Here is a 25,780-nt window from a genome sequence, read left to right as displayed (position 1 = left end):
GTCCCCAGATGTCGGCAGGGACAACCGCGGGAGAACACCATGCGGATCGAGGAAAGCCAGGGATCGAACGGCGGGCAAAACGGCCACGCGCAGCCGACGAAATCGCCGCCGACCGCCGACCAGATTCTCGGCGAGATCCGCGATTATTGCCGCGAGACCCAAACCGCTGAATCGACCTTCGGGCGGCTGGTGGTCAATGACGGCAAGCTGGTGTCGCGGTTGCGCGATGGCGCCAGGATCACGACGGGCACGCTCGACAAGGTCCGCGCCTATCTCGCCGAGCACCGGCCCGCTTCGAACGAAGCGGCAGGCCAGCCGTCACCGGCCGCCAAACCGCTGAACGGCGCGGGCGCTGCCAACGCCGTCGCGCCGCCGGGCTTCCGGTTCTTCGACAACCGCCAGAAATACCTGCTGTTCGTCTCGACCTGCAGCGAGAAGACCGAGGTTGGGAATCGTATCTCGCTCGAGCTTGGCAATCTGCAGCCGGCGCCGCCGGCGCTTCGCATCTTCGACGCCGGCGTCGGCGACGGCACCGTGCTGTCGCGGGTGATGCGGGCGGTGCATGCGCGCTTCCCCACCATGCCGCTCTATGTCGTGGCGAAAGAGATCAGCTACGAAGACGTCCGCCTGATGCTGGAGAAGATGGCGGACCGCCTTTTCGAGCATCCCGCCACCGTGCTGGTCGTGACCAACCTCTATTACGCCGAGGCGCCATGGCTGACGCCGCGCTCGGTGACGTCGGCACAAGGCCTGATCTGGAAAGATGTCATGCTGACCGGCAACACCGCGCATGGCTTCGCCGAGCAGATCGGCGAGCTCGAAGGCTTCCTCGCCGAGAACTGGCGCGCGGGCATCAGCCCGACCACGGGCAATCCGGTCTATCAGCGCCCCGTCATCCTGACGCTGCGGCGTGAGGATCATTCCTTCCTGCTCGATCCGATCATGCCGCGGCCCGGCCGGGTGATGGCCGACTACGATCTGGTCATTGCTTCGCAGCCCTATCGGGCGCGGGCGAGCGTGGAGTTCAAGGCCTCAAAAGTGTTGACACCGCTGGTCAAGTCGCTGCGGCCGGGCGGGCGGCTGATCGGCATCCATTCGCACGGCAAGGATCCCGGCATCGAAATCATCGACCAGGTCTGGCCGGGCGATGATCCCTTCAAGACCGACCGCTATGCCATCCTGCGCCAGGTCAAGCACGAGCTTGGCGCGGCGGCCCGGCATTACAATTTCAACGCCTCCTCCGACGCGCGCTCGATCTTCCGCTATCGCATGCACACGCTGCCGGACGAGGTCAGCGGACCGATCGGGACGTCGACGCTGTTCGCGGCCTGGAACGCGGCGATCTACGTGGCGCAGATCGAGGACAACAGGTTGTCGGAAGTGGTCCGCGACGGCCGCTACCTCGAAGCCACCGACCGCGTGCTGAAGAAGCATGGCGGCCTGTGGTTCAACGACGAAACCTATGTGATCTCGCGCCGCCGCACGCCGGCGTGATTTTGGGAGGCGCCCTTGACCGTCGCCGATCAGGCATCTCCCAGACTAGCCGCGCTGCTGTCATCGGCCTCAGTCGAAATCTCCTCGCGCGGGCATCAGATTGCGGAACTGCGCGATCATTTCGCTGCCGGCACGGAGGTCACCATCACGTTCCTGCCCGGCGACCATTATCGCCACAATGTCGAAACCGCCACGGCGCTGCGCCGGGCAGGCTACAATCCGGTGCCCCATATCGCGGCGCGTGAAATGGCTTCGCGGGAGGCGCTCGACGATTTCCTGGCGCGGGCGCGGGGCGAGGCCGGTGTGTCGCGCATTGTCCTGATCGCGGGCGACGTCGCCGCTGCAAGGGGCCCGTTCAAATCGACGCGCGATGTCTGCGCCAGCGGATTGATCGAGACGCACGGCATCGCCTGGGTGAGTGTCGCCGGTCATCCCGAAGGTCATCCATTTCTCGAGTTGCGCGACGCGCTGAACGGGCTCAAGGCGTGGCGCGACTGGGGAGGGCGGACCGGAACACGTGTCGATGTCGTCACGCAATTCTGCTTCGAGAGCACCCCGATCCTGCAATGGATCGCTGAACTCGATCGGGCCGGCATCGATCTTCCCGTGATCATTGGCCTTGCCGGTCCGGCCACGCCGGCGACACTGACAAAATTCGCGCTCCGCTGCGGCATCGGCAATTCCATCCGCGCGCTGCGGGCCCAGATCGGCCGGTTCGGCCGGCTGCTGACGGATACCGGGCCGGACGACGTCGTGAGGGGATTGCGCGGCGCGCCCGCGGCCGCAACGGCTTCGATCGCGGGATTTCACCTGTTCCCGTTCGGCGGCCTGCGCAAGGCCGGCGACTGGCTGCGCACCCGCGACCGCGACCCGCTCGGACTTGAGCGGACCGCGATGTCGAGTGCCGGGCTTCAGAACCCGTAAAGCTGCGCCGGATTGTCGACCAGGATCTTCTTGCGGATCGCAGCATCCGGCGCCCACACCGGAAGCTGGTTCAGGAGTCGCCCGTCGTCGATCTGGAATAGCGGCGTGACGTCGGTAATCTTCTTGTCGGCAGGCGTGACCGAGTTCGGGTGCGGCCAGTCGGTGCCCCAGACGATCCGGTCGGGATTGGCACCGATCAACGCCTTGGCGAGCGGGATGCAATCGGCATAGTCAGGGGCGAGCTTCGAGGCGCGATAGGCGCCCGAGATCTTCACATGAGCTCTGCCCGATTTGACGAGATCCACGAGGTCGGCAAAGCCGGGCTGCTCGACCCCAAGGGCCGCCTGCGCGCCGCCGAAATGATCGAACACGACCGGCACCGGCGAGGTCATGACCAGATCCTTGATCGCGGTGATCATCGCCAGATTAGTATAGAGCTGCACATGCCAGCCGCGCGCCTTCATGCGCTCGACGGCGGCCGTGAAGCGTGGCCTGGCGACACTCGGATCATTGACGCCGCCGGTTGCGAGATTGAGGCGGACGCCGCGAATGCCGGCCTTGCCCATCAGGTCGAGATCGCTCTCGGAAGTCTTGTCGTCGATCACGGCGACCCCGCGCGCGGTCGGCCCGCGCGCCGCCATGCCGAACAGCGTGGCCGCGTTGTCGGTGCCGTAGATCGAGGGCGTGACGATCACGACGCGCTCCATGTGCAGCGCCTTGTGCAGCGCGGTCATTTCCTCCGGCGAGGCCAGTTCGGGCGTATAGACGCGGCCGGAGAAGAACGGGAATTTCTCAGGATCGGGATGGATATGCGTGTGGCAGTCGCAGGCGCCCGCGGGCACGTCGAAATTCACCGGCGTCGCTGGCTGCGCCGCTTTGGCGGAGGCGGTTCTGTTGTTCATGATCACTCCGGCTGCGATGGAGGCAAGCATCATACTGCGTCGCGTCAGCATTGGTGTTCTCCCAGGATAATGTTGTTGATTGTTGGTGTCCGGGACAGGCCGTGGTGCCCCGTCGACTTCCGCGTTCCTCCTCGGCGCCGGGCGTTGCTTCGCCCGTTATGGGGTCGGGAGATTATCGGGAGAAGTGAGGCGCGGGAAGGGCGGCCGTCATCTGGCTGCATCGGGTTATCGGTTCAGTAACGCTGCCGGCCTATCGAACCGGAAGGCGCTCCGATTTGACTAATTATCCGCCCGCCCGGAATATCACGTAATCCTCTGGAATCAGTTCATGCGAAAATTTTCACAAAAGTTCAAAACCGGCGTGTCCGTTGCCGCCGTGGTCGTCGTGTTGCTGGGTGTTTACAGCTATCGCAAGCTCCAGGCGCTGGCGGCGGATCCCACCGGCGAAAAGGATTGCGGGCCTGCGGTCGGCGGCGGCGAGCAGGCGAAAATCGATCTGGAGCGGATCAAGGCGATTGCGCCGCTCAAGGATGTGAAATGGTCGCAGCTTGGCGGCAGCATCAATGATGCGAGCTGCCTCAACAAGACCGAAATCTACGGCATGGTCGAGGTGCGCAGCGTCGAGGATATCGCGAAAACGCTCACATTTGCGCGCGACAACAAGCTCTCGGTGACCACCGCCGGCGTGCGTCACAGCATGGGCGGGCACGCCTTCCGCAAGGGCGGCATCGTGCTCGACATGCGCGGCTTCAACAAGATCGTGCTGAATGAAAACTCGCGATCGGTCACGGTGCAGCCGGGCGCGACCTGGCACGATATCCAGAACGTGCTGCACCCGCGCTTTGCGGTCCGCGCCATGCAGTCGACCGATATTTTCAGCGTCGGCGGATCGATCTCGGTCAATGCCCATGGCATGGACCATCAGGCCGGTGCGCTTGCGAAGTCGATCAAGTCGATGAAGGTGATGCTGGCGGACGGCTCGCTGCGTACGGTATCTGCGACGGAGAACAAGGACCTGTTCAACCTGGTGGTCGGCGGCTACGGCCTGTTCGGCGTCATCGTCGAGGCCGAGCTCGATATATCAGACAATCTGGTCTACCAGACCGGGCGCCGCATGATGGACTACAAGGAATTCCCGGCGCTGTTCGCCAAGGATATCGAGAAGGACGGCAATATCGGGCTGATGTACGGGCATCTCTCGACCGCGCCAAGCTCGTTCCTGAAGGAATTGCTGCTCTATACCTACACCAAGGTCGACGGCACCGATTTCAAGCGCGAACCGCTCGGCGAGGTCTCAGGCACCAAATTGCGGCGGCTGACTATCAACCTGTCCAAGCAGGGACCGCTGTTTCAGGAAATGAAATGGCTGTCGGAAAAGCACATCGAGCACCGGATGGAGACCTGCACGGTGACGCGGGCGCAGGCGATCGGATCGGCGGAAGCCTGTCTCGTCAACCGCAATGATCCGATGCACGATTCCGTGCCGTACTTGCGCAACGCGCTGCCCAACGATACCGATATCCTGCACGAATATTTCATCCCGCGCAGCCAGTTCGTCTCGTTCGTCGACGGCATGCGCAAGGTGCTGACCGACAACAGGACCAATCTGTTGAACGCCTCCGTGCGCGTCGTGCATCAGGAGAACAATTTCCTGACCTACTCGCCGGAGCCGGCATTCTCGCTGGTGCTCTACATCAACCAGACCACGGACGATGAAGGCAACCGGCGCATGAAGAAGGCGACGGAAGAACTGATCGACCTCACCATAGCGCACAAGGGCCGGTTTTTCCTGCCCTACCAGCTCTATTATTCAAAGGATCAGTTGCAGCGGTCATATCCGCAGATCAACGATTTCTTCGCGGCGAAGCGGAAGTATGATCCGAGCGAGCTGTTCACCAATACGTTCTATCAGAAGTACGCGTCGTAACTGCGAGGGCCGTCATTGCGAGGAGCGAAGCGACGAAGCAATCCAGTATTGCTTATCCCAGCGATGGATTGCTTCGCTTCGCTCGCAATGACGACAGAGGGGGCAGGCCGCTGCAACCGCCGGCCTGTTCGGCATCCAGCACAAGTAGCGCGCCAGCCGAGTAGAGGCGTGCGACGAAGCCGACGTCGTCGGAGCGGGCAATGGTGACATAATCGTTTGAGGCGAGGATGCGGCCATTGGCTTTGGCGATCGCGGCTAACGCTTGTGACTGTGGGCCGACAATGGCCATCGACTTGCCGGGTGCCGATCCGAAGGTCAGGGCGACAACGACGGCCAGCCAGCCAGCCACGACGAGCGCGATGGCGCCGGCGATCCGACTCAACGGCAGGGTTCGTTTCTGCTGACGCCCGTCAGTAATCATAGAAGTGCTCAATGCTCGCGCCCCCGGCCTTGAGCTCGCGGTTGATATCCACGAGGCGGTCGATCCTGGCTTTCAGGCCGGCCCTGCGAAACCCGGGGCGGGCATCCAGCTCCTGCGAAAACAGCTCCGTCGTGCCCTTGATGTCGAGTTTTGCAGCATTGGGCGCAACCACCGTGATGAAGATGTCGTGATTGCCGGCGATTTCCGCAAGGCCAAATCCCTGGTCCAGCAGGCTCTGCAGGATCTCGGTGAAAGCCTTGTAGCGCGGCGTCTGCACCAGCTGCCATTGCGGCGTCAACGCGCGGACCGGCTTGATGCGCGGTTCTTTCGCCAACACGGCAGGCGGCAGCGTTGCCACCGCAAACATGATGTCGCGCGGCTCCTCGTCACCACCGGCATCGAGCGCCTTCTGGATCAGCGAGGCGTAGCCGATCTTGACGAAATATTCCGCGCCGAGCGTGAAGTTGCGCTCCCAGCTGCGCAGACTGCTCGGCGTCGGCGCCGAGATCGCCATCAGGCCGTCGAGCTTTTCGCGGAACGGATATTTGTACCAGGGGACGGTGTAGAGGAAGGCGGCATAGTCCTGCAACACGGCGCGGCCGAACTCGTCCTGTGGCGTGCGCTTCTCGCCCCTGATCCATTCGAACACGCGTCCGACGGTGTTTTCATAAAGCCCCTTGATCGTGTATTCGGCAGAGTAGCTGATGCCGATCACGTAGATCATGGTCTTGACCTCCGTGAGCTGCTCGCCGGTTGCGGGCACCGCGCGGTTGATGGTGCAGAAGCTCCGCCAGAACCCGAAGATGTGACCGAGATAGTTGAAATGGCTTTCGCTGGAGCGATCGAGGAAGCGGCCGAAATCCTCGAAGGAATAGACGATGTACCATTCGGGGAAGGTGAAGAACGTGTTGTTCAGTTTGCGCCGATAGCCTGCCTCATCGATCGCGGGCAAGGTCACGGCCGGTGTACTGGCCGTTGCGGCGCCGGAAGAGGGGCGGCATGTCCCCTCGATATAGGCCAGCGGCACAAGCACCGACAGCGCGATCAGAATCGCGATGCCGGCCAGGATGCGCCGCAACCATTTAAGCATGAACAGCGGTCCGCGTCCGCGGCGCGAGCATAAAGCCTATCAGTATCGCCACGCCGCCGAGGCCGAGATGCGGGGCATTGGCGAAAAACCGCGTCGCGAGCGGCAGGTTGAGGACGCCGTTGATCAGGATGCCGAAGTCGAGATAGCCGCTGCCGGTAGCCAGCCCGAGCAGGCCATCCGCAAAATAGAACACGCCGAACAATTGGAAGAACAATTCCGAGGCGCGGCGCGAAGTGATCGCCGCCGCAGCAGCCCACAGCGCCGAGACGAGATGCAGCCCGTCGGCGTACCAGGTGCGGCGAAACAGGCCGAAGATCATGTCATTGGCGTCGATGAAGGCCGGGATGTAGCCGGTGAGGATCACGAAGCCGAGCAGGGCGGCATAGCCCCAGGCGCACAGTCTGATGATGTCCATGATGTCTCCGGCGGCGATCTGCAAGACTTGTCGAATCTCTGCGCAGTCTAGAGCGTTTTCAAGCGAAGTGGACACCGGTTCGCGTAAAGAAAACGCGTCAAAACAACAATCTAGAGCCCGGTTCTGATTCAATCAGAACCGAAAAGGCTCTAGAGTTTTCCGAGTGTTTTGAGCAGGGCATCGTTGAACATGCCGGGGTCCTCGATCTGCGGGATGTGGCCGAGCCCTGGCAGCAACGTCAGGTCCGTCTCCGGCGGCAGCAGCGTTCGGAGATCGAGAGCCTGCTCGACGGGGGTGATCGTATCCTTGTCGCCCCACAGGATCGCGACGGGGACTTCCAGCTTCGCATAGGCATTGCGGTCCGCGCTCGCGGCATTGGTGTCGGCGCCGAGGAAATAATACAGCCAGTCGGCGATATCGCTGGTGCTGTCGCGCTGCGTCAGCGGCCTTTGCAGGATCGCGACATATTCCGGCAGCGCGCGCTCCTTCTTCGCGATCATCGATTGCAGCAGCATTTGCGTCGCCACGGGATTTGTGATGGTCAGCGACACCAGGATTTCGCGAATCCATTGCGGCTGGATAACCCAGGGCGCGTCCGACGGCGCAGCCGTCAATCCGAGCGCCGCATCGACCAGCACCAGCGCGCGCGTCCGATCCGGATATCGCATCGCGAGTTCGGTCGCCGCACCAGCGCCGAAGGAGTGACCGACGATGATGGCGCGCTCAGCTTTCAGTGCATCAAGCACATCGTTGATCCGGGCGGCTTGGTCCTGCCGCGTGTAACTGCCGGAACGGTCCGAGAATCCAAACGGCGGCAGATCGAGGGCGATCACATGAAAGCCTGCCGCGGCCAGCGCGTCGCTGGTACGACGCCATAGCTCGCTCCAGGCCGCCGTGCCGTGAAACAGCACCACGGGAACGCCGTCCTCCGGACCCTTCTCCTGCACGAAAACGGCGCCTGAACGCGTCGGCACCAGGTGGCCGGTCTTTGGCGCCAGTTGGGCGCGCACGCCGGTCTCGCGTATCGACGCCGCCATGCGAAATGAGATGATCACAAGGATTACGGACAGGAGCAGGACCAACAAACCGTTGGCCGACCAGCGCAGAATGTTTGAAACCACGAGGCCTCGCAAAGCGATCGATCAAAACGGAGGGCGGAAACGAATCGAGTTTTAGGCAAACTCAGGTTACTGGCGACTGAAGATACCAGACATGATCAGCGCCCGGTTAATACCGCGCTTGTCGTCATTCCGGGATGGTGCGTTAGCACCAGACCTCAGGTGCGCAATTGCGCACCGGGGAATCTCGAGATTCCGGGTTCAATGCTTCGCATCGCCCCGGAATGACAGGGGAATACAACCTACTGCCCTGACGGCGTCCGCAGGCCGTGCCAGGCGTCGCGCACCTGATGGTAGTGCACTTCCGGCAGATAGTCCGGCGTGTTGAGGCCGAGGTTCTTGACGTCGAGCCGGCCGATTGCGCTCAGCAGCGTATAGGAGGCGATCACGCGGTCGCGCTGCGCGCCGATCAGGCGAGCCTTTGCCAAAATCAGGTCCTGTTGCGCATTCAGCACGTCGACCGTCGTGCGCTGGCCGCCGGCCGCCTCCCGCTGCACGCCCTGTAGCGCAACGGTGGCGGCGCGGACTTCGGCTTCCGATGCCGTGACCGCAATCTTGGCGCCTTCATTGGCTACCCAGGCGCCGACCGCGGCAGTGCGGGCCTGGTTGCGGAATTGATCCAGCACTTGGCGGCTTTGGGCCGCGACTTCCTTGGCCTGTCGGGTCTGCGAGGCCGCCATGCCGCCATCGTAGATTGGTTGCGTGAGCTGGCCGGTGACCGAAGCCTGGTCGGTCCCTGAGCTGCTGAGGGTAGGATCGGACTGCCTGCTGCGGCTGGCGCTGCCTTGCAGCGTGATTGTTGGCATCAGGCTGCTTTCGGCGACGCGGATAGAGGTCGAGGCGACGTCAAAGTCATAGCTCGCCGCCATCACCGTGGGGTGCTCCCGGAAGGCAAGGCCGGTGGCGTCATCGCGGCTGCGCGGCAAGAGCCGGTCCACGGTTTCAGCGGGGCGGAGCGAGTTGGGCGCGTTGCCGATCACCTGGGCATAGGTCGCCTGGCTGATGGCGAGGTTGACCTCGGCGGCATTCAGATCGGCGCGGCCCCGACTCAGGCGCGCCTCGGCCTGCGCGGTGTCGGTCGGAGTGACGTCGCCGGCATTCAGGCGTTTCTGGGTGATGCCGAGCGTTTCCTGCAGAAACGCGACGTTGGCGCGCTGCGCTTCGACCAGCGATTGGTTAGCGAGAACATTCGTATAGACGGTGACCGCGTCGAGCAGCACGCCCTGGCCGACGTTGCGCAGGGCCTCGCGACCGGACTGCACCTGCAGTTCGGCCACGCGCACGCTGTTGGCTGTCTTGAAACCGTTGAAAAGTGTCTGCGTCACGGTGATGCCGACGGTCCAGGGCTTCAGGTTTGCGGACTGGATGGTGTTGTCGGGCAGCAGGTTCCGTACCGACTGAAGGCCGGCGGAGAGGCCGGCGATGATCTGCGGCCGGTAGGCCGAAAGCGCCTGCGGCACGTTCTCGTCGGTGGCGCGCTGACGCGCCCGTTCCGCATTGAGCGCGGGATTGGTCTGGTAGGCCTTGGCCAGCGCCTCGGGGAGGTTTTCGCCATGCGCGGCCGGCGCTGCAAACGCAAAGCAAGCCGCTGCAAGGCAAATGCCCGATCGAAGCAACCGCCTTTCAACGTGGCCAACCCTAGCGGCACGCTTAGCCATTTGATCCCGTAGCCAACACAAGAACGTGATAACCCTGCTTCGAGCCATTCCGCTCCATCTGCTTGTTTGGGCATGGTCTTCGTGAACGCCGGTCACCCGTCATTCCGGATCATGCATTGCTTGTCCGCCCCCGCCGACAGCCTCGGCTCGTCTACCTGTTTAGGGGGCGTCGCCGCTACAGGCAAACTGCCGCGCGACATCAGTACATTAATTCGGTGAAAATCAGCGCTTGGCTGTTGCCGGTTCGTCACAGACGAAGTTCGGCGGCAAATACGCTATAGCTTCGCTGGCTGGCGTCCGATTCAGGGCGGTTGGCTCCCCAGCTATTCCCGGGTCCGCAACTCGATGCCAAAATTGTTTTCCGACCCCGAAGCGATCGCGGAGGATATCATCCGCGACGTCGGAACCAACCTCGTGGTCGGCTTGCCGCTCGGGCTTGGCAAGGCCAACCACATCGTCAACGCGCTGTACGCGCGCGCCGCCGCCGACCGCTCGATCAACCTGACGTTCTTTTCGGCGCTGACGCTGGAAAAGCCGCGGCCCTCGAGCCTGCTCGAGCGGCGCTTCATCGGCCCGGTGATCGATCGCCTGTTTGGTGGCTATCCCGACCTGACGTATGCCAGCGCGCTGCATGCCGGCGAATTGCCGCCCAACATAGAGGTGATCGAGTTCTTTTTTCTGGCCGGCAAATGGCTGCACGTGCCGTTCGCGCAAGAGCGTTACATCTCCGCGAACTATACCCATGCCTCGTCCTATCTGCTGACGCGCGGGCTGAATGTCGTCACCCAACTGGTTGCGAAGCGTGTGGTCGATGGCGTGACGCGCTACAGCCTGAGCTGCAACACCGACACCACGCTCGACATCCTGCGCGCCCGCGGGCAAGGCCGGGCATCGTTCAAGCTGATCGGCCAGGTCAATTCCGAGCTGCCGTTCATGCCGGGCGCCGGCGATCTGCGGGGGGACGAGTTTTCTGCTGTTCTCGACAGCCCCGCGACCGACTTCCCGCTGTTCGCCCCGCCGGCCGAGCCGGTCAGCGACACCAAATACGCGATCGGGCTTCATGCAGCTGGCCTCGTGCCCAACGGCGGCACCTTGCAGATCGGCATCGGGCAGGTCGGCGATGCGCTGGCGCAGGGGTTGATCGTTCGTCACCACGACAACGCGCAGTTCCACGCCATCATGAAGCGGCTTGCGCCGGGAGCGGCACCTGCGGAGAGCGCGCCGTTCACGAAGGGGCTCTATGGGGTCAGCGAAATGCTGATTGAGGCGTTTCTCTGCCTGATCGAGGCCGGCATTCTCAAGCGCGAGGTCGATGGCGTGACGCTGCACGGCGCGTTTTTCCTGGGACCCAAATCGTTCTATCGCGCGTTGCGCGAGATGCCGGCCGAGCAACTCGCGCGCATCCAGATGATGCCGGTATCCTTCACCAACCAGCTCTATGGCGACGAGGATGCCAAGCGCCGCGCGCGCGTCGGCGCCCGCTTTGTCAACACCGCGATGATGGCGACGCTGATGGGGGCCGCGATTTCGGACGGCCTCGAAGACGGCCAGGTCGTGAGCGGCGTCGGCGGCCAGTACAATTTCGTTGCGCAGGCGTTCGCGCTTGAGGGCGCGCGATCGGTCCTCGCGCTGGAAGCGACACGGCCGGCGGGCCGCAAAACGCTTTCCAACATTCGCTGGAATTACGGGCACCAGACCATCCCGCGGCATCTGCGCGACGTGTTCGTCACCGAATACGGCGTTGCCGACGTCAGAGGCAAATCAGACGCCGAGACCATCGCGGCGATGCTGGCGGTCACGGATTCCCGTTTCCAGGATGAACTGGCCGGGATCGCCAAGGATGCCGGCAAGCTGCCGAAGAGTTTTGAAATTCCGCGCAGCCACCGCGAGAATTTTCCGGAGCGGATCGCGCAAGCCTTAAAGCCTGCGCGCGATGCGGGCCTGCTGCCGTCATTCCCGTTCGGCAGCGATTTTACCGAGGTCGAGCAACGGCTGATCCCGGCGCTGCAATTGCTGCGAGAAGCGCAGCGGACACCGCTGCTGTTGCCCGGGTTGCTGTGGCAGGGGATGAGGCAGCCGCCGGACGCCTCGAACCGCGAATGCCTGGCGCGGTTGGGTCTCGATCGCCCGACGACGTTTGCCGAGCGTGGCTATCGCGCGCTGGTCAACGCGGCGCTGGCGCGAGTGAAATAGCGAGGTGCCGTAGGATGGGTAGAGCGAAGCGAAACCCATCATTCACTGTTGAGGACTGTTGATGGGTTTCGCTGCGCTCTACCCATCCTACGAATCTCGGCGCCGCGTCATCTGTTCTTGTTCACCGGCTTGCGCTTCTCGATGAACGCCGCCATGCCCTCGGAGCGGTCTTCCAGCGCAAAGGTCGAGTGGAACAAATTGCGCTCGACATTCATGCCTTCCGACAATGGCGTCTCGAACGCGCGGTTGATGGCCTCCTTGGCCATCGCGGCCGCGGGACGCGACATCGAGGCGATCTTTTCCGCAGCCGAGAGCGCCTCTTCCATCAACTTGTCCGCCGGCACGACGCGGCTGACGAGGCCGGAGCGCTCGGCTTCCGCCGCATCCATCATGCGCCCGGTGAGGCACAGATCCATCGCCTTGGATTTGCCGATCGCGCGCGTGAGCCGCTGGGTGCCGCCGATGCCGGGAATGGTGCCGAGCGTGATTTCCGGCTGGCCGAATTTTGCGGTGTCGGATGCGATGATGATGTCGCACATCATGGCGAGCTCGCAGCCGCCGCCGAGCGCATAACCGCTGACCGCCGCGATGGTCGGTTTGCGGCAGGCGGCGACGCGGCCGCCGCCGATCGCGGCGAAATCGCTGGAGAACATGTCGATGAAGGTTTTCGGCTGCATCTCCTTGATGTCGGCGCCGGCGGCGAACGCCTTTTCGCTGCCGGTGAGCAGGATGCAGCCGATCTTGTCGTCGGCCTCGAGGTCATCGACGGCGGCCGCGATCTCGCGAAACACGCCGAACGACAACGCGTTGAGCATTTTTGGCCGGTTCAGCGTGATGATGCCGACCGCGCCCTTGCTCTCGACAATGATGTATTCGAACGTCGCCATGATCCACCCCGGGTCCTGATCTTGTGGGCAATGTGCCCGCTGCCGGGGTGGGCTTCAAGTGGGGCGGGAACGGATCCCTGACAGCGGTGTGGCCCGCGTCCGTACGCCGGTAGCTACGCCATGAACATCCGCGCGGCCGACGCCACCGTCAGCAGCGCGCCGAAGGCGATAAAGATCTTTCCGATCAGTGAGGTCTTGTCCAGAGTGGAACTATCGTTATTCGCGGCCTGGCCGGTCTCCGATGCCGGTCTGCTGGTCGAGGCCATCGCAACCGTCTTAGTGGAGGTGGCGGGGGGCTCCTGTAGATGCAGCGCCCGATCGGTCTCGTTGAGCTGGTCGGGGGCCGCCACGGCGGGATCGGCCGGCGCCTCCGCGTCAGCCGGCTTGTCCGCCGCCGCCTGCAGGACCGTGTTGGCTTTCTCCGACATGGCCGCCGACATCCCCATGGCGCTATCCGGGGCCGCATCGGTGGCAGTCATTTGCGCGTTGGCGTTGGCGAGCCATTGGGGAATCGCGGGCGGGGTGGCGCCGCTGGCATCGGCGACCTGCTTTTCGTCGGCTTTCTTGTCCTCGGTGGATTTCGATGCCGCGCGCGTGTCTTTGCGATGGGCGTAGCGCTTCTTCAGGTAACGCGAACCCGATTTGACGGACTTGCCGGACGTCGCATTCTCCGACTTCGAGGTCGGGGCGCTATCCGTATCCGTGCCGGCAGCCATCGCCGCCGGTGGTCCTGCGAAACTTACCAAAAGTCCTGCTGCGAGAATCAAGGCCGACCGCGCGCTGGCTTTGATCGTCATGTAGAAATCTCCCCATTGGCGCCCGCCCAACCACGAAAAAAGACCCCACGCCGTGTCCACAGTTCGGCAGAAAAAGGGAATCTTCGGGCAACACCGGGCAAAAGCTGGGCAATGGTGTTGCAGCGAGCATGTGCCGGCGGCATTTTTGCCGGGCCGGACCTCCCTCGGAGGGGCTGCGCTGGATGCGAGCCTGTGCAATCGATGTTATGAGCCTGCCGTCCGCGCAGCCGGCCGTCCCGATTCCCGGATAGGGCGCGGGGCCGGGTGGTGCTGGGCCTTGTGCGTCAAGACTTTCGATCACGACTTCGTGATCGGATCGTCCTGATGTAACAAATTGAAAGATCGACCGAATTGCAGGGTAGGAGCGCTCTTGCGCGAACGGGATGACGAATGGACCGGCCTGATGCGGTCGGCCATTGCAGGCGACAGTGCGGCGTATCATCGCCTGCTCAAGGCCGTCACGCCGGTGCTCCGGGCCGCGGCGCGCCGCGGACTGGCGCGGGCAGGGCAACCGGTCGATCAATCCGAGGACATCGTGCAGGACATTTTGCTGGCGGTCCATCTGAAGCGGCACACCTGGGACGTTACCGCCCCGCTTGCCCCATGGCTGTTTGCGATCGCCCGCAACAAGCTGATCGATGCGTTGCGCCGCCGCGGCCGGCGCATTTTCGTCGACATTGACGATTTCGCCGAGACGCTGCCGGGCGAGGCGCCGGCCGAGACGGCGTCGGCGAGCGAGGTCGCCGCCCAACTCCAGACGCTGCCGGCGCGGCAGCGCGACGTGCTGCAGTCGATCGCAGTCGACAGCGCCTCGATCAAGGATACGGCGGCGAAATTTTCGATGACGGAGGGCGCGGTGCGGGTGGCGTTGCATCGCGGCCTGACCAGCCTGACGGCGAAGTTACGGGAACAATGAGAATGGATACCGATCGTCTCATTCGAACGCTGGCGGCCGACAACGAGCACCGTGCGCGCCCGGTGGGATACGCGCTGATGCTGGCGCTGCTGGCCGCGGCACCGGTTTCGCTTCTGATGTTCTTTACCGAACTCGGCGTCAGGCCCGACGTGATGATGGCGATGCGTAACCCGTTCTTCGACCTGAAATTCGCGGTGACGCTGGCGCTGGCGATTGCGGCGATTGCCGTCAGCCTGCATCTGTCGCGGCCCGAGGCCTCGCTGCGCGGATTTGGCTGGCTGCTGCTGGCCCCGGTCGGGATCCTGGCGGCGGCGATCGGCGGCGAGATGATGATGCCGCAGCGGTTGCCGATGATGACGCGGCTGGTCGGCAAGAACTCCTCGGTCTGCATGGTGGCGATCCCGGTGCTGTCGCTGCCGCTTCTGGCTGCTGCGCTGATCGGGCTGCGCCACGGCGCGCCGGCGCGGCCGGCGGTCGCCGGCGCCATCGCGGGACTGTTGTCGGCGGGACTGGCGGCGACGCTCTACGCCTCGCATTGCACGGACGATTCACCGCTGTTCGTGGCAGCCTGGTACACGATCGCGACCGCGCTGGTGACCGCGATCGGCGCGCTCGCCGGAGCGAAGCTGCTCAGGTACTAGGCGCCAGCGCGTAGCCCGGATGGAGCCAACGGGTCGCGCGAACGCGCGCCCGATGACAGGCTCCGCGCAAATCCGGGGCTCTTTCTAGCGGCAGGAACCCCGGATTGCGCTGCGCTCCATCCGGGCTACGGGAGCAGAGTACTCACGCCACCGGCGCGTTCTGCTGCATGCGGTGGAAGCGCAGCACCTGCTGCGCCGTCGACGGCCGCAGCCGCTCGTAGGTGTCCTTGCAGGCCATAAGATCGGCCGGCTCCGCGCCGGAGAGTTCGTCGCGCATCTTGATGATGGTCTTGACCGTCGGCCACGACAACCCTGCGACCTTCGCCAGGATCATCACGCCTTCGGCCCGGGTTTCGATCATCATGTTCTCGGCGATCGCCACCGGCACGTTGGCGAGCGCTGCGATCGAGGCATTGGCCTCGTCGAATTTTCCGGCCGCGGCAAACGACGCCACTTCGGATTCGTCGAGCCGGCCGTCCTCATACAGCGACTTGACCAGCGCGTGCGCAATCGGGGTGTCCTTGGTGATCGTCGAGGTCGCCGAGCGCGCGCGACGCGTTGCTTCCTTGACCACGGTCGGCACTTCGGCTGCCTGCTGCGGGTTGGCGGCCTCCAGCCGCTGCCGCACCGTGTCGGAGGCCTTGGCGAGCAGTTTCAGATAGAGATGCCGCGGCACGGACGGGCGCAGGCCGATGCAGCTCGTGAGATTGTCGTCGCCGTCGGCGCGCCTGACGAGGCGGGTAAAGCCGCGCTCGGTGAACTCCGCGCCCGGATTGTTCACGGTTGACTGAATCACCTCGTCGTTGCCGCGCTGGACCAGCACGTCGGTGACCGCGCCGCTCAGGGTCCTGCGCGTCGAAATCGCCATCAAATGCGCCTGGCTCTTGCTGCGCGCATTCTCGATCAGGGTCTTGTCGTCGAGCCGCATCGACTGCGACAGCACCGGACCTGCCACCTCGATGACATCATCGAAAGCAAGCGCGCGGATGGTGAGCGGCGGGGCGGTGTCGACCGCGGCGAGACGGTTGGCCAGGAGCATCCTGGCCGAGGTTTCGATGTGGTCGATCAGGCACTGGAATACGTCGTCGAACAGCCCGACCTGCTCGTCCGAATAGTCCACCGCGCCATTGATGAAGAGATCGGTTACCCGGCGCAGGGTCTCTACCCGGCGCGCGACGGTGCCGTGCGCGAGCGTCGACTGCAGCTCGTCGAGCAGACTTCCGAGAGAAGGGGACTTGGCGGCTTTCGAAATCATGACTCTGTCCTGGAGCAAAAGCTGGCGGCGTATTCTGCGCCGCCGGAGCTGAAATATGTCGGATCAGGCGCGGGTAACGCGGTTGCGTCCCTGCGCCTTGGCTGCATAAAGCGCGCTGTCGGCGCGCGCGAGAAATAGGTCTGACGTCTCGTTCGGATTAAGCGTTGCGACGCCGGCCGACATCGTCACCTTCATGCCCGGCGAGAACGCGCTCCAGTCGAGATCGGCAATAATGGCGCGCAACCGGTCGAGTGCCCGCATGGCCTGGTCGGCGTCCATGTCGGGCAGCACCAGCAGGAATTCCTCGCCGCCATAGCGGCCGAACCGGTCGACGCTGCGGACGTTGGCGAACATGGTGATCGAGAATGTCCGCAGCACCTCGTCGCCGGTCGGATGGCCGTAGGCGTCGTTGATCCGTTTGAACCAGTCGAGGTCAATCAGCGCGATGGAGCAGGGCGATCCGCTGCGGGTCGCGCGGGCAATCTCCTCCTCCAGCATTCGCATGATGCAGCGCCGGTTGGACGCCCCCGTCAATTCGTCGAGTTCGGCAAGCTCCTCGATCCGCTTGTACGCCGCTTTCAGTTCGAAGCTGCGGTCGTAGAGCATCTTGCGCATGGTGCTGCCATACAGTCCCACGAAGGCGCACTGTCCGATCGTGAGGACAAAGGAAAGCATGGCCGCGACGCGTTCGGTCTGGGTGGTAATCGGCAGGCCGATCGGGGTGCTGCTGAAGAGGAAGATCGGCGCCAGGCCGATCATGGTGAGCGTCCAGGAGGTGATCGCCTGCCGGGAGGTCATTCGCAGCGCGCCGAACCCGAAAATGAGAAATACCACGCTCAGGAAGGCAAATCCGATTTCAGGCGCCGCCAGCAGGAAACAGAGCTGGAGCGCGACGTGGCCGGCAACCTGGAAGATCGTCAGATAGTGGTCTTCGAACCGGTCGTTGAAGTTGGCTTCCGACAACACGACAAAGACCGAGACCAGTCCGATGCCGGAAAGGAAATAGGTCGACGGAATGACGATCGGGATGGTGCCGGCGTAGCAATAGGCCAGCAGCACCGAGGTGATGAGCGCATAGCTGACGACCTGGACGGCCAGCATGTGCCGGCGCTGGCCGACCCGGCGCTTCAATACCTCCGGCGGCAGTCGGACCGGCGCGGCCGTACTGTGGGAGCCTTGCCCCTGAAGCAATGAAGCCGCGCTGCTCATGTCCCGTCGCTATTGGAGGATACCCGACGAAACTTTAGGGAATAAAGCCTTTAGGTTTGGTATCTTTTGCAGTCGAATCGGGCCCGTTAAAACCCTGCCATTGCACTGTTTCGTAACGGAAATCTGCCGAATTCCGATAGCGCGAAACCCGCTTGCGCGGGAAACCTTTGTGCGTACGCAGATGCTGCCCCGCCGGCGAAGCCTTGCTAAGGTTGGGGTGGCGCGTCTTTAAGAAAGTTTTTCCGTATTATGGTACCAATTCTAGAGTTCAGCTCGTCTTTGCCGGGAAAATGGCCTGGTAATGTCCGTCTGTGCGGTAGGTCACACATGCGCTCCGGACATTGCCGTAATGTGAAGAATCTCACCTTTCACATCGAACCGCCGGCCTCTCCCGTCAGACCAACTTTGCGAGACGGCCATTGAACGCGGCACAGGCGGCTTCAGACGAAATTCTGATCGCTCGGATCGCTCAAGGCGACCGGCTCGCCATGCAGGTGCTTTACGGAAGGCACCATGTCAGGGTGTTCCGTTTCGGGCTTCGGCTCGTAAGGGATGAACAGATTGCGGAAGACCTCATCAGCGAGGTTTTTCTCGATGTGTGGCGTCAGGCCGGCAAGTTCGAAGGCCGATCCGCCGTTACCACGTGGCTGTTGGCGATTACGCGGTTCAAGGCCCTTTCGGCACTAAGGCGCCGCAAGGACGTTGGACTGGACGACGAGACTGCGAACGCGATCGAGGATACGTCCGACGATCCCGAAGTGGTGGTGCAGAAGAAGGATACGGGTGAAGCGTTGCGCAAGTGCCTGACGGCGCTTTCGTCAGATCATCGGGAGATCGTCGATCTCGTCTACTACCACGAGAAGTCCGTGGAAGAGGTGGCCGAAATCGTCGGAATTCCGGAGAACACCGTCAAGACGCGCCTGTTTTATGCGCGCAAGAAATTGGCCGAGTTGCTGAAGGCAGCCGGCATAGAGCGAGGTTGGCCATGATGGCGGCGAGCAAAAAAATGCTGGATCACGAGCCCAGCGAAATCGAGATGCTGTTGCCGTTCCATGCGGCCGGCACCTTGAGCGCGCGCGATGCTCGCCGCGTCGAGGAAGCACTCGCCGGCGATCCCGAGCTTGCCCGGCAATACGCCGTCATCCGCGAGGAATACGCCGAGACGATCAGCCTCAACGAGAGCCTCGGTGCGCCGTCCACGCGCGCCATGACGAAGCTGTTTGCCGCGATCGACGGAGAGCCCGTGCGCAAGCCATCGCTTTCGGTCAGCCTGTCCGCCCGGATATCTGAATTTTTCGCACGGTTGTCGCCGCGCACGCTGGCCTGGTCGGCGAGCCTCGGCGCCGTGGCGCTGCTGTTGCAGGCCGGCGTGATCGGCGCCGTACTGATGAAGAACCAGACCGCTTCGTTCCAGACCGCTTCGCTGAGCATAAACGAACGGTCGTCGGCGCCCATCACCCGCGATCTCGGCATTAGCGCCGCTCCGCCGCGCGCGCTGGTACGGTTTGCGCCGGAAGCCCGTATCGCCGACATCACCGCTTTGCTCGACAATTACCAGGCCTCGATCGTCGACGGCGCCAAGGGCGGCATGTTCCGCCTTCAGTTCGGCAACAAGGCTGTTGGAAAGGACGAAGCCGCAGCCCTGCTGGGCAGGCTGCAGCGCGAGAAGATCGTCAGCCTGGCGGTCGCAACGCCGTAAGAGTTCGCGGCGCCCCGGGAAGGCCGAGGTTCCATGGTTCACGATTGTCCGAATTGGCTGATGAAGACGCGCCGCGCGGCATTGATTTTGTCGGCGGCGCTTTTGCCATTGATGGCGTTCGCAGCCTCGGCGGTTCATGCGCAGGGCATTATGCGCACGCCCAATCTCAATGTCGGGGCGCGGACGCCTACCATCAATCCGACGATAACGCCGCGGATTAATCCCGGTGTCGCGGCCCGGCCGAGCATAAGCGCCGATCGCGTGGCGCGGACGCCGCCGTCCCGGATCGGCACCATGAGTTCGACTCTGCGAGTCCGCCCGGGCGCCGGCGTGTCGTCGACGCTGCCCCATGCGCGGTTTTCGCCCAATCTCTATCCGGCCTGCCAGAACGCGTTTCGCGGTCCCGACGGCGAGTGCTTCGATCGTCCGGTCATGTCGGCCGGCGGCGGCAACGGCAGCTCGGCCAAGAAGGGCAATGGCGGATCGCGCAATAATAACGCGCAGGCCGCGGTCAATACGCGCGCGGTCCAGAACGAACTCGTCGCCGAAATCGACGGCGCATTATCCACCGCCGAGGCCGATGAGCTGGCGCGGCGTCACGGCCTGGAGCGCATTTCATCGCAGAGTTTCCCGCTGCTCGGCGGCACCATCGGCCTGTTCCGCATCGTGGATCGGCGGCCGGTGGACACCGTGCGCCGCGAACTCGCCGCCGACGGCAGCGTGCGCTCGGTGCAGCTCAATTTCCGTTACTTCCTGCAGGATGCGAGGAAGCCCGCAATCGAGGGGGACGCTGCGCAATACGCCGTCGCCCAGCTTCGGCTGCCGCAGGCGCATGCGCTCGTCCGCGGCATGAACGTCACCATTGCGGTGATCGATTCAGGTGTCGACGTCAAACATCCCGAACTCGCCAATTCGGTCGCCGACAGTTTCGACGCGCTCGGCAGCAAGGAAGGTCCGCATGTCCACGGCACCGGCATTGCCGGCGCGATCGTTGCGCATGCCAAACTGATGGGCAGCGCGCCGGAGGCGAGGTTGCTCGCGATCCGCGCATTCGGCGCGGGATCGAAGGGCGCGGAGAGCACGTCCTATGTGATCCTGAGGGGATTGGACTACGCGACCGAGCATGGCGCGCAGATCATCAACATGAGCTTTGCCGGCCCGAAGGATCCGCTGATCGAGCGCGGGATCGCCGCAACGGCGAGCCGCGGCATCCTGATGGTGGCTGCGGCCGGCAATGCCGGCGCGAAATCGCCGCCGCTGTATCCGGCCGCCAATCCGAACGTCATTGCAGTGAGCGGAACCGACGCGCAGCAAAGGCTGTTCGCGGCGTCGAACCGGGGCAACCACATCGCGATATCGGCGCCGGGCGCCGATATCTTCCTGCCGGCGCCGGATGAAAAATATCAGATCACGTCGGGCACGTCGTTCTCCGCCGCCTATGTCAGCGGCGTTGCGGCGCTGATGCTGGAGCGCAATCCTGCGTTGAAACCAAACGATGTTCGTGCGCTTCTAACGAAGACCGCCCGCGATCTCGGCACTCCCGGCCGCGACGATCAGTTTGGAGCAGGGGAGGCCGACGCCTTTGCCGCGGTCACTGCGGCGACCGCCCCGCCGGCGGTTCCGCTTGCCTCCGTTTCCGGCAAGCCAGCGGGAGAAAAAACGCCGGCGCTCGACCCGTCTGCCGATAACGCTTCCGTGAGCCGGGCGCTGAATGACTCCCCGCCGTCGATGGCGTCGGACAAATCGGCCGCAAACGCCGCGAAATAGCCTGCTGTGCAGCGGTTTTCCGGCAATCGTTCCCGAACACAAGGTTAAAAAAATCGTCCGGCGTTTTGAACGTCCGGCGAGGGTGCTGCGACTTATCTATGTGGGAGCGGTAATCCCTCCCCATCGGCTGTATTCGGCGCGAGCGCCCATCCACCCCAAGCGCCCCATATGGCTTGACCCGTCCGGTTGTCCCCCCGGACGGGTCTTTCATTTTCGGAAACAGGTTTCTTGGAAGACGCCGCGTCGTGTGTGGCGTCCGCGTGGGCTTGCCGACCGCAGGCGTTCCGTTCGTCTGCGTGGACGGCGCGATATTTCCTCGCGTCTTCCCAACGAAATGATCGAGGCGCGCCTCGCAACGCGGCCATGCTGCCGTGCAGCTTGACGGTGAAGAGCGATGACAACTCCGTATTTGTGCGGATTTCTTCGATCACGGTGTCGTCCGTAGCTTCACGTACTGGACAGTGAGAAAAGTTTTCCACAGAATATACCTGTCACTTCCAATTGATTCGTCTCAGGTTGCGTCTGCGTCCGTCTCTCTCTTACGGGCTGATTTATGGCACATCCTGCAGACGTGGCACGTGGCCGCAATATTGTTGCGCGCTGGTGCAACCTTGCCGAGCAACGGCTGGAATACCTTACTGAACTGTTCGAGACCGGGCGCTGGCGCCGATATCACACCGAACTCGAATTTCTCGAAAACATCCAGGAAGCCAAGGCCGCCGTCGAAACCTGGCGCGACCTGTTGAGCCGCGAAGCCTCGCTCGAAAACACGGCGATCGACCTGGCCTGGCTTGGCCGCCGCCGCACGACGCCGCGGCTGCTGACGCCGCTGCCGCGCGATGAAGGGTTCCGTCAGCCGGTTGTGCACCTGCAGCCGGCGCCGATTGCCGCAACGCCGCCGCGCGAAATTCCCGCGGATGTTCTGGTCGCGCTGGAAAGCCGGCTCGCCGTGGCGGACGAGGCGCCGTCCGTGCCTGACGCGCCGGCGCTGGATGAGGTGCCGTTGCCGCCACTCGATTTCGATACGATGAAGGAACGCTATCCGCTGCTGCGCAACGCGCTGTAAGGCGGCGTGAGGGGCGAGCTAGCGCCGCACCGCGTTGCCCCCGACCACCACCTGCGCGTAACGCTGCGCGCCTTCGGCCGACAGGTCGGTCGTGATGGTGCGGGCGTGGTCGAGCCCGACCACGGCGCCGCGCGGGGTTTCCGAAATCATGTTGTTGTTGACCAGCGCCGTCCCGGCGCCGGGCATTACCGACACGCCGACGCCGACAAAGGCGTTGCGGATCACGTTGCCGGTAATGGCGACATCACGCAGATACTTTCCCCAGCCGGCGATGATGCCGAACGAGGGCGCGTTTTCGATCACGTTGCCTGTCACCGTCGAGTCCGCCTCGACATAGATGCCGATTCCGGCGTCATCGTCTGGCGCAGTGCCGATCGGCCGCTTCGGCAGCAGGTTACGGATGATGTTGCCCTGCACGACGGCGATGCGGCCGCCCTCGTTGAAATTGCAGACGGAGACGCCGACGGCCGCGCCATCAACGGTATTGTTGGCGATCACGGCGCCTTCGAACGCGAACTCCGAATAGAGCGCGACCTCGCGGACATTGCTGACGCTGTTGCCGGTGATCTGGATGTTCGAGGCCGAATTGCCGCGCACCGCGGAGTAGTCGCAATTCCTGATGCGGTTGCCGCGCACGATTACATTGCCGGCGCGGAACGCATTGATGGCGTTGCCATACTGCCCGGAGCCGCCGGGCCCGGCCTTGATGTCCTCGATGCGGTTGTCGAGAACGAGCGTGCCGTCGTCGCCGATCGACGTGCGCAGGATCTCGATGCCGTTGTCGTTGGTATCGATGATGGTGTTGCGCGAGACGACCAGGCCCAGCGCGTCGAACGATACAACTGCTGTTGTCGCGATCTTCCTGAAGATGTTGCCGGAGATCTCGCCGGAGACCTGCTCCAGCCAGATGCCGTTGCCGCCGCTGCCGATGACTTCGCAATCGGCGATGCGAACGTCGCGACCGCCGAGGCAATGCACGAGCCCGCGCCGCTCCGGCAGCGGAATGCTGCCGCCATCGAAGGTGATGCCGGTCAGGCCGACATTGTTGGCGCCTTCGCCCTGCAGCATCGAAGGGCCGCCGCTGAATATGAGTTTGGTGGCGCCGCGCACGCCGACCAGTTGCGTGCCGCTTTGCAGGCGAAGCATGCCGGTGCGATAGACCCCCGGCGGCAGCGCCAGCGGTGCTTGCGCGCGCGCAGCTTCGTCGATGGCGCGTTGGAGTTTGCCGGTCTGATCGTCGGGACTGCCGGGGCGGACGCCATATTGCGTGGCGTCGCGGCCGAGCGCCGAGGCGGGCGGAGCGGCGCGCGCTGGCTCCGGCGACATCGCAAGTGCGCCTGCTACTCCGGCGGCGGATGCTCCAATGAGATGGCGGCGGTTCATGTCCATGGTGGCCCTCGCGCAATGCAGATCGCGGCATTTGCATCTTCATAGGTATCGCGAAAATGCGGCCGGGCATGGTGAAGACCGGGAAGAAAGGCGGCGATTGTTCGGGGTAGGGTTAATGTTGGGTACGGCTGATCCGTGGTGGAATGTTAAACCCTCATGGTGAGGAGGCGCGATAGCGCCGTCTCGAACCATGTAGCCCGGCTCGTGCCATTCATCCTTCGAGACGCGCGTTCCGCGCTCCTCAGGTCCGTAGGATGGGTGGAGCGCAGCGATACCCATCGCCACAGCACCGGCATTGATGGGTATCGCTGCGCTCCACCCATCCTACGAATTCACGAAGTTCTGCGCGCCAGCCGCACCATTTCCAGCAGCATCGCTTCGCCGGCGTCGACCAGCTCTTCCAGCGTGATACGTGCAAATCCCTTGCGCCTGGACGCGCCGCCGCGTGCCAGCGGTGGGATGTGAATGAAGGCGGCGAGGCGGGGGCCGTTGTCGGCATCGACGGCCTCAATCGCGCGCCAGCTCAGGTAGTTGCAAAGATAACTGCCGGCATCACGCGAGGCGCGGGCATCGAGCCCGGTCCCCTTGGCGGCACGCAGCAGCTTTGCGGTATGCGGGCCGAATCTCTGCGCATCGGCACCGTCGGCGATCGATCCCTTGCGGGCGCGGGTTTGCGCGGCGTCGGGCCACAGCATGGTGATGGCATTGCGGGCGCGGGTCTCGACCCGGAGATATCCGGTGCGGCCGGCGAGGCCGAACATCAGCAGCGCGTGAGGTTGGTGCTTCTTCAGAGCCAGCGGCAATTCGCGATCGACCGCTCTGTAGGTGACCGGAAAGATATGGCTGGACAGTTCGACCTCGGCGAAAGCAGGGCGGCGCAGCCGCGTCAGCCGCGCCACCAGCGGCTGCGTTGGATTGTAAGGCGCCCCGGGAAACGGCCCGAATCCGGTGACGAGAATGCGAAGTTTTTCGCTCACCGCAGCCACTCCGCGATCTGTTCGGCGGCGACCGCCGGCGTGATGCGGCCGTCAGCGACTTCGGCTTCGGTCTTCTTCACCCTGGCGCGGATCGCGGCGTCGGCGCGCAACCGCGCCATCATCCGCTGCTCCAGCATCGACCACATCCATTTCACCTGCTGCTCGCGCCGCCGACCTGCGAACTCGCCGGAGGCATTCATGGCGGTGCGGTGATCGAGAATCTTCTGCCACAGCGTGTCCATGCCGGTGCCCGTCAATGCCGAATAGGTCAGCACCGGCGGATGCCAGTGTTCCGAGCGGGGGCTCAGGATGTGCAGTGCGCCGCGGTATTCGGCCGCCGCCAGATTGGCGCGCTTGACGTTGTCGCCGTCAGCCTTGTTGATCGCGATCATGTCAGCGAGTTCGACCAGGCCTTTCTTGATACCCTGCAATTCGTCGCCGGCGCCGGGCAGCATCAGGGCCAGGAAGAAATCGGTCATGTCGCAGACCGCGGTTTCGGACTGGCCGATGCCGACGGTCTCCACCAGCACGACGTCGAACCCGGCGGCTTCGCAGAGCAGCATCGCCTCGCGGGTTTTGGCGGCGACCCCGCCGAGCGTGCCTGATGACGGCGAGGGCCGGACGAAGGCATGGTCGGAATTCGCCAGCCGCGCCATCCGCGTCTTGTCGCCGAGGATCGAGCCGCCGGTGCGCGCCGAGGAGGGGTCCACCGCCAGCACCGCGACCTTGTGGCCGCGCTCGATCAGGAACATGCCGAGCACGTCGATCGTGGTGGACTTGCCGACCCCGGGCGAGCCGGTGATGCCGACGCGCACCGCCTTGCCGGTGTCAGGCAACAGCGCCTGCACCAGATCGCGCGCCGCCGCCTGGTGGTCGCCGCGCCGGCTCTCGATCAGCGTGATCGCGCGGGCCAGCGCCGCGCGGTGGCCGGCGCGGAGTTCTTTGGCGAGTTTCCCGACATCGGGGGAAGGATTCTTCGGCAGGGTCATGGCTTGGTTTACAACGCCCGCGCCATGCAGGCGAGGGGGCCCTGCG

General features: G+C 63.9%; 23 protein-coding genes. 10 read left to right on the top strand and 13 right to left on the bottom strand.

The window, feature by feature from the left end; all coding sequences use genetic code 11:
* Positions 1-39 precede the first annotated feature (39 nt).
* On the top strand, positions 40-1,494 hold the full coding sequence (locus tag C7G61_RS05720) for a hypothetical protein (RefSeq protein ID WP_244608137.1): 1,455 nt from the start codon (positions 40-42) through the stop codon (positions 1,492-1,494).
* 15 nt (positions 1,495-1,509) lie between these two features.
* Positions 1,510-2,418, top strand: coding sequence for a methylenetetrahydrofolate reductase (locus tag C7G61_RS05715; protein WP_108513116.1), 909 nt, complete (start codon positions 1,510-1,512; stop codon positions 2,416-2,418).
* On the opposite strand, the gene C7G61_RS05710 is transcribed toward C7G61_RS05715, so the two are convergent.
* Positions 2,406-3,371, bottom strand: a complete 966-nt coding sequence (locus tag C7G61_RS05710) for an amidohydrolase family protein (RefSeq protein WP_108513115.1) — start codon at positions 3,369-3,371, stop codon at positions 2,406-2,408. The genes C7G61_RS05715 and C7G61_RS05710 overlap by 13 nt on opposite strands.
* 277 nt (positions 3,372-3,648) lie before the next feature.
* Here C7G61_RS05710 and C7G61_RS05705 point away from each other — a divergent pair, with 277 nt between their 5' ends.
* A complete protein-coding gene (locus tag C7G61_RS05705; RefSeq protein WP_108513114.1) occupies positions 3,649-5,247 on the top strand; it encodes an FAD-binding oxidoreductase in 1,599 nt (532 codons plus the stop codon).
* Positions 5,248-5,299: 52 nt separating this feature from the next.
* On the opposite strand, the gene C7G61_RS05700 is transcribed toward C7G61_RS05705, so the two are convergent.
* The 5 genes from C7G61_RS05700 to C7G61_RS05680 all read right to left on the bottom strand — a co-directional run bounded on the left by C7G61_RS05700 (position 5,300) and on the right by C7G61_RS05680 (position 9,949).
* A complete protein-coding gene (locus C7G61_RS05700; protein ID WP_108513113.1) occupies positions 5,300-5,629 on the bottom strand; it encodes a hypothetical protein in 330 nt (109 codons plus the stop codon).
* Positions 5,630-5,657: 28 nt separating this feature from the next.
* A complete protein-coding gene (locus tag C7G61_RS05695; protein ID WP_108513112.1) occupies positions 5,658-6,758 on the bottom strand; it encodes a hypothetical protein in 1,101 nt (366 codons plus the stop codon).
* Positions 6,751-7,173: a hypothetical protein gene (locus C7G61_RS05690; protein WP_108513111.1), complete on the bottom strand. Its 423-nt coding sequence runs from the start codon at positions 7,171-7,173 to the stop codon at positions 6,751-6,753. The genes C7G61_RS05695 and C7G61_RS05690 overlap by 8 nt, the downstream gene beginning before the upstream one ends.
* A 149-nt stretch (positions 7,174-7,322) precedes the next feature.
* Complete coding sequence (locus tag C7G61_RS05685) at positions 7,323-8,294, bottom strand: alpha/beta fold hydrolase (RefSeq protein WP_108513110.1); 972 nt, start codon at positions 8,292-8,294, stop codon at positions 7,323-7,325.
* A gap of 239 nt (positions 8,295-8,533) precedes the next feature.
* Positions 8,534-9,949: a TolC family outer membrane protein gene (locus C7G61_RS05680; RefSeq protein WP_108513109.1), complete on the bottom strand. Its 1,416-nt coding sequence runs from the start codon at positions 9,947-9,949 to the stop codon at positions 8,534-8,536.
* A 345-nt stretch (positions 9,950-10,294) separates the two neighbouring features.
* Here C7G61_RS05680 and C7G61_RS05675 point away from each other — a divergent pair, with 345 nt between their 5' ends.
* On the top strand, positions 10,295-12,142 hold the full coding sequence (locus C7G61_RS05675) for an acetyl-CoA hydrolase/transferase C-terminal domain-containing protein (RefSeq protein WP_108513108.1): 1,848 nt from the start codon (positions 10,295-10,297) through the stop codon (positions 12,140-12,142).
* Positions 12,143-12,249: 107 nt separating this feature from the next.
* Here C7G61_RS05675 and C7G61_RS05670 read toward each other — a convergent pair whose 3' ends face one another.
* Positions 12,250-13,029, bottom strand: coding sequence for an enoyl-CoA hydratase (locus C7G61_RS05670; RefSeq protein WP_108513107.1), 780 nt, complete (start codon positions 13,027-13,029; stop codon positions 12,250-12,252).
* 113 nt (positions 13,030-13,142) lie between these two features.
* Positions 13,143-13,745: a hypothetical protein gene (locus C7G61_RS05665; protein ID WP_244608136.1), complete on the bottom strand. Its 603-nt coding sequence runs from the start codon at positions 13,743-13,745 to the stop codon at positions 13,143-13,145.
* Between the two features lie 451 nt (positions 13,746-14,196).
* Here C7G61_RS05665 and C7G61_RS05660 point away from each other — a divergent pair, with 451 nt between their 5' ends.
* Both C7G61_RS05660 and C7G61_RS05655 read left to right on the top strand, forming a co-directional pair.
* Positions 14,197-14,742, top strand: a complete 546-nt coding sequence (locus C7G61_RS05660) for a sigma-70 family RNA polymerase sigma factor (RefSeq protein WP_108513105.1) — start codon at positions 14,197-14,199, stop codon at positions 14,740-14,742.
* Between the two features lie 2 nt (positions 14,743-14,744).
* Entirely contained in the window at positions 14,745-15,383 is a 639-nt protein-coding gene (locus tag C7G61_RS05655) for an NrsF family protein (protein ID WP_108513104.1), read from the top strand.
* 142 nt (positions 15,384-15,525) lie between these two features.
* Here C7G61_RS05655 and C7G61_RS05650 read toward each other — a convergent pair whose 3' ends face one another.
* Positions 15,526-16,638, bottom strand: coding sequence for a DUF2336 domain-containing protein (locus C7G61_RS05650; protein ID WP_108513103.1), 1,113 nt, complete (start codon positions 16,636-16,638; stop codon positions 15,526-15,528).
* Between the two features lie 63 nt (positions 16,639-16,701).
* Positions 16,702-17,847: a GGDEF domain-containing protein gene (locus C7G61_RS05645; RefSeq protein WP_108513102.1), complete on the bottom strand. Its 1,146-nt coding sequence runs from the start codon at positions 17,845-17,847 to the stop codon at positions 16,702-16,704.
* Between the two features lie 419 nt (positions 17,848-18,266).
* Here C7G61_RS05645 and C7G61_RS05640 point away from each other — a divergent pair, with 419 nt between their 5' ends.
* The 4 genes from C7G61_RS05640 to C7G61_RS05625 all read left to right on the top strand — a co-directional run bounded on the left by C7G61_RS05640 (position 18,267) and on the right by C7G61_RS05625 (position 22,379).
* Positions 18,267-18,836: a sigma-70 family RNA polymerase sigma factor gene (locus C7G61_RS05640; RefSeq protein WP_108513101.1), complete on the top strand. Its 570-nt coding sequence runs from the start codon at positions 18,267-18,269 to the stop codon at positions 18,834-18,836.
* Positions 18,833-19,546: a zf-HC2 domain-containing protein gene (locus tag C7G61_RS05635; RefSeq protein WP_108513100.1), complete on the top strand. Its 714-nt coding sequence runs from the start codon at positions 18,833-18,835 to the stop codon at positions 19,544-19,546. The genes C7G61_RS05640 and C7G61_RS05635 overlap by 4 nt, the downstream gene beginning before the upstream one ends.
* A 60-nt stretch (positions 19,547-19,606) precedes the next feature.
* Complete coding sequence (locus C7G61_RS05630) at positions 19,607-21,313, top strand: S8 family serine peptidase (protein ID WP_420836739.1); 1,707 nt, start codon at positions 19,607-19,609, stop codon at positions 21,311-21,313.
* 553 nt (positions 21,314-21,866) lie between these two features.
* Positions 21,867-22,379, top strand: a complete 513-nt coding sequence (locus tag C7G61_RS05625) for a TIGR03809 family protein (RefSeq protein WP_108513098.1) — start codon at positions 21,867-21,869, stop codon at positions 22,377-22,379.
* 18 nt (positions 22,380-22,397) lie between these two features.
* On the opposite strand, the gene C7G61_RS05620 is transcribed toward C7G61_RS05625, so the two are convergent.
* From C7G61_RS05620 to meaB, 3 genes are all read right to left on the bottom strand, one after another.
* Positions 22,398-23,768, bottom strand: a complete 1,371-nt coding sequence (locus C7G61_RS05620) for a TIGR03808 family TAT-translocated repetitive protein (RefSeq protein WP_108513097.1) — start codon at positions 23,766-23,768, stop codon at positions 22,398-22,400.
* A 332-nt stretch (positions 23,769-24,100) separates the two neighbouring features.
* The gene (locus C7G61_RS05615) at positions 24,101-24,745 is read right to left on the bottom strand and encodes a pyroglutamyl-peptidase I (RefSeq protein WP_108513096.1); all 645 of its coding nucleotides are present in this window, start codon (positions 24,743-24,745) and stop codon (positions 24,101-24,103) included.
* Positions 24,742-25,734 carry a methylmalonyl Co-A mutase-associated GTPase MeaB gene (gene meaB, locus C7G61_RS05610; protein WP_108513095.1) on the bottom strand — a complete coding sequence of 331 codons (993 nt, stop codon included), beginning with the start codon at positions 25,732-25,734 and terminating at the stop codon, positions 24,742-24,744. Before meaB ends, C7G61_RS05615 begins: the two co-directional genes overlap by 4 nt.
* Positions 25,735-25,780: the final 46 nt, after the last annotated feature.

The organism is Bradyrhizobium algeriense, from assembly GCF_003062295.1.
In the GTDB taxonomy this organism is placed as follows: domain Bacteria; phylum Pseudomonadota; class Alphaproteobacteria; order Rhizobiales; family Xanthobacteraceae; genus Bradyrhizobium; species Bradyrhizobium algeriense.
Note: the sequence above shows the minus strand (reverse complement) of the source record. Positions and strands in the feature narration are given on the sequence as shown.